The 4,057-nt window shown below is 68.9% G+C and carries 4 protein-coding genes; 2 read left to right on the top strand and 2 right to left on the bottom strand.

Going from position 1 to position 4,057, the window contains the following annotated elements; genetic code table 11:
* Positions 1–119: 119 nt before the first annotated feature.
* Positions 120–1,226, bottom strand: coding sequence for a D-alanyl-D-alanine carboxypeptidase family protein (locus tag E1286_RS46400; RefSeq protein WP_246075730.1), 1,107 nt, complete (start codon positions 1,224–1,226; stop codon positions 120–122).
* A gap of 98 nt (positions 1,227–1,324) precedes the next feature.
* On the opposite strand from E1286_RS46400, the gene E1286_RS46395 reads away from it, so the two are divergent.
* Positions 1,325–1,558, top strand: coding sequence for an SCO4848 family membrane protein (locus tag E1286_RS46395; protein ID WP_132623677.1), 234 nt, complete (start codon positions 1,325–1,327; stop codon positions 1,556–1,558).
* Here the strand turns inward: E1286_RS46395 and E1286_RS46390 are convergent.
* A complete protein-coding gene (locus tag E1286_RS46390) occupies positions 1,541–2,893 on the bottom strand; it encodes a peptide ligase PGM1-related protein (RefSeq protein WP_132623675.1) in 1,353 nt (450 codons plus the stop codon). The genes E1286_RS46395 and E1286_RS46390 overlap by 18 nt on opposite strands.
* Positions 2,894–3,431: 538 nt before the next feature.
* On the opposite strand from E1286_RS46390, the gene E1286_RS46385 reads away from it, so the two are divergent.
* Positions 3,432–4,057, top strand: a 626-nt coding sequence (locus E1286_RS46385) for an amidohydrolase (RefSeq protein WP_132623673.1), incomplete at its 3' end; no start/stop codon positions are given.

Here is a 4,057-nt window from a genome sequence, read left to right as displayed (position 1 = left end):
CCGTGGAACCGGATCAGGCCGTGCGGCCGGATCTGGACGTGCTGCCGGATCAGGACGTCCGGCGGGACGGGAACGCCGCGCCGGACGGCCGGGCGCGGGAGTCCGCGCCCAGCCGGGCGTCAGAGGCGTGACCTGGCGCGCCTGCGCCGGATGCCGAGACCGAGCCAGACCAGCCCGAACAGCAGCCCGCCGCCGATCACCAGCGCGCCGACCGTCCTGGTCGAGTCGCTCTGCCGGGAGGCCGCGGTGTCCAGCAACGGCGGCTGCGCGGCCGGGGTGACGGAATTGGCCGGCGTGGCCGGAGCCCTGGCGGGCGGCGCGGCGAGCGCCGGGTCGGGGAGCGGGTTCACCAGCTGGCCGACCGGCTGGGCCTTGCCCCTGACCGAGAAACCCCAGTCGAGCAGCGAGGCCACCTCGTCCCAGAAGAAGCCCTCGTGCCGCATGATGCTCACCACGATGGTGTGCCCGCCGCGCGTGGCCGCGCCGACGAAGCTGGCGCGTGCCTTGGAGGTGTAGCCGTTCTTGACGCCGATCATGCCGTCGTAGCGCCAGAGCAGCTTGTTGTGGTTGCTGATCTCGTAATGGCCCTTGGGGGCCGGGAACCTCGTGGTCTTCGTGCTGATATAGCGCCGGAAGTCGGGGTTGGCGAGGCCGGCGCGCGCGATCAGCGCCAGGTCGTACGCCGAGCTGCTCTGCCCCGGCTGGTCCAGCCCGCTGGGCGTCTTGGCCACCGTGTCGTACGCCTGCAGCCGCTTGGCCAGCGCGTTCATGTCGCGCATCGTCTGGGGGACGCCGCCGTTCGTCTCGGCCAGGGCCATCGCGGCGTCGTTGCCCGAGGCCATCATCAACGCCTTGAACAGGTCGTCCACCTTGTACGTCACCTTGGGCGTCAGGCCGACGGCGCTGCCCTCCTGGTTGCAGGCGTTCTGGCTGGGCCGCACCTTCTGGTTCTTGTCGAGCTTGGGGATCAGCGTGAGCGCGGTCAGCGCCTTGATCGTGCTGGCCGGCAGGTACTTGCCGTGGGCGTCCTTCGCCGCCAGCACCTGACCCGTGTCGGCGTCCGCGATGACGTAGGAAGTAGCCTTGCTCGTGGGTGGCTTCTTGACGCCTGCGGGGATGACCAGGCCGCGGCTGCCCAGAGCCGCACCGCCGACCGGTGTCGTCGGCTCGGCGTGTGCGGTCCCGCCGGAGAGCGCGACCGAGGCGATGAGCGCCGTGATTGGCACGATTTTCGTCCACATGGCCGTCTCAGCGTAGCTCTGAGTTAATACGCATGTGGCGACACATCCCCCGAAGATTCGCGTTCGATACTGGAGAGGCACGCATGTCACGAAAGACGGCCGGATTCCTGATCGTCCTCGGCGTTTTCATGATCTTCGAGTGGGTGAACCTCGGGTTTAACTTGGCCGATGGCCATCCGACCAGCTTCTACGTGGTCCACGGCATCCTGATCGTGGTGAACGTCATCCTCGGCGTCGTGGTGGGTGCGCTCGGCTGGCGCGGCCTGCGCGGCTCGTCCGTCAGGGACGGCGGCGTGCGATCAGGTGCCGCAAAGTAGCCGCCGGGTCAGGGCGTGCAGCTCGCCGGCCTCCTCGCGGGAGTCGCCGATCGAGGTGAAGCCCAGCTTCCCGTGCTCGGGGATCGCCCCGAGCAGGTGGAACACGTTCCCGGTCCGCCGCTCGGCGTCGAAGCCGAGCCCGAGCCGTTCCGCCGTCCGGATCACCTCACCCGGCGTGCGGCCCAGCAGGCACGCCGAGGCGCAGTTGTCGGTCGCGGTGTAGAACTTCGGCTGATCCCCGCACATGAGGTAGCCGGTGGCCGGATCGTACGTCGCCCCCGTCGTCAGCACGGCCGCCCCGAACGGATGTGTCGTCCCGCCGATGCGCAGGTTGATCTCGCACAGCAGCGCCGCGTACCCGGCGTCCGCCTTGAGCGCGAAGAAGTCCATCCCGAACAGCCCGACCACGCCCCGGTCGGCCAGGATCTGCGCGATCCGCCGGGCCGACGCGCCCACCTCGGCGCGGTACGCGGACGCCGCCGGGAACGTGCAGCCCTGGTAGACGTGGCCGTTGGCGCCGCCCAGCACCTGGTCGTGGGTGGCCAGCACCTGCGCCTGCCCGCCGGGCGTGATCTGGGCCAGCGCGCTGGGGTAGTACAGCGGGCGGTGCTCGATGAACTCCTCGACCACCGCTCCACGGTCGGCGATCTTCGCGGCGAACGAGTCCCAGGTCTCCCCGGTCGCCGCGAAGCTGGTCAGCGACCGGTCGCCCTTGGTCACGATGGCGTTCCCGAGCCCGGAGTAGCCGTCGTTGAGCTTGACGATCACACGCTCGCCCGGCAGGGCCTCGATAGCCTCGTCGATCTCCAGTGCCGTGCGCACGTCGCCGAAGCCGCGCGGCATCGGCACGCCGGCTTCGTGCCCGACCTCGCGGGCCCCGCTCTTGGAACCGTAATAGGCCAGGGACGTGGCCGGCCCGTAGAGGGGGATGCCGAGCGACGCGGCGAGCTCCTCCTCCAGCTCGCTCAGCACGAACGGCACCAGCCACGCCTCGCCGGTGATCGCCGCGCGTACCTGCTCGACGATGTCGGGGTGGGCGAGCAGGGTCCTGGTCAGCGGCTGGGACCAGGGCTCGTCCACGCTGACCAGCGTCAGGCGTTTGGCGGCGTCGTCGGGGTCGGGCAGGAACGAGAAGTAGTAGTCGACGATGTCCGGATCGATCGGCGCGGAGGAGAGATAGACCACCTTGACACCGGGGTTGCGGAGCGTGAGCAGCAGGAACAGCAGACGCTCCTCGTACGACCTGGCTCCCTTGATCCGGCGCAGCTCGTCCTGCGGAAGGGAGAGCGAGGGTACGACCACCAGGGTCCCCTCACTCGGCTCGAAGATGCTCAACCCAGCACTCTTCTCCCCGAACGGGATATTAGTGATCATATAGCGAGTGAAACACGCATTCTTCTCATACGCAGCAGTCTCGGAAGTGTGATGACCATGACAGAAGGTGACAGGATTCGGAATCGCTGACCACGTTTGGGAGGGGGCTCATCGGGTCACGATCTACTGATCCCTTGTGACTATTTCCGGATCAGCCGTACCCGCACGGAACGTGACAACCAGCGGTTTCGGACATGCCACCGGACAACTTTTGGGGTATCTGTCACCGCGAAGTCTCGCGGTGGCGATAAAGTCGAACCATCGCCATCGGGCTCACGGCCGACCGCCGTGCTCCCGGGCTGCGGAGGCGCTCGCCACCGACGTAGGCGAAGCCCGTGCTGACGATCTCGCGCACCGATACCACCGGGTGTGTCTTCTGATTCGACGAGCGGCCGCTCGACCGGGTGGGCCAACGCGGGACGGAGAGTTATTTCAGCGCATGAGCCGCGATGGCCTTGTACATATCGAGGTGTGCGGCATTGGGACAGGACGGTGACATATGCGGGGACGTGAGCTTCGGGGCGAACTCGACGCGTTCCTGGCGGAGACCGAGCAGGATCTCGTGGCATTCCGCCGCGACCTCCACATGCACCCGGAGCTGGCCTTCGCCGAATATCGCACGACGCAGCGCATCGCCGAGCGGCTCACCGCCGCCGGGCTGACGCCATCGGTGCTCCCCAAGGGCACGGGGCTGATCTGCGACGTGGGCAGCGGTGACGGCCCCACCATCGCGCTGCGCGCCGACATCGACGCCCTGCCGCTGCAGGACGAGAAGGACGTGGCGCACCGCTCGACCGTGCCCGGCGTCTGCCACGCCTGCGGCCACGACGTGCACACCACGGTCCTGCTCGGCACGTCCCTCTTCCTGGCCCAGCAGGCCGCCGCGGGCCTGCTTCCCGGTCGGGTGCGGCTGATCTTCCAGCCCGCCGAAGAGCTGCCCGGCGGGGCGCTGGAGGTCATGGCCCACGGTGGCATCAGCGGCGTCGACCGCATCTTCGGCCTCCACTGCGACCCCCGGGTCGACGTCGGCCAGCTCGGCCTGCGCACCGGCCCGATCACCTCCGCCTGCGACAAACTCGTCGTCCGCGTCTCCGGGCCCGGCGGCCACACCGCCCGCCCCCACCT

Source organism: Nonomuraea terrae, assembly GCF_004348995.1.
Classification (GTDB): Bacteria; Actinomycetota; Actinomycetes; order Streptosporangiales; family Streptosporangiaceae; genus Nonomuraea; species Nonomuraea terrae.
Note: the sequence above shows the minus strand (reverse complement) of the source record. Positions and strands in the feature narration are given on the sequence as shown.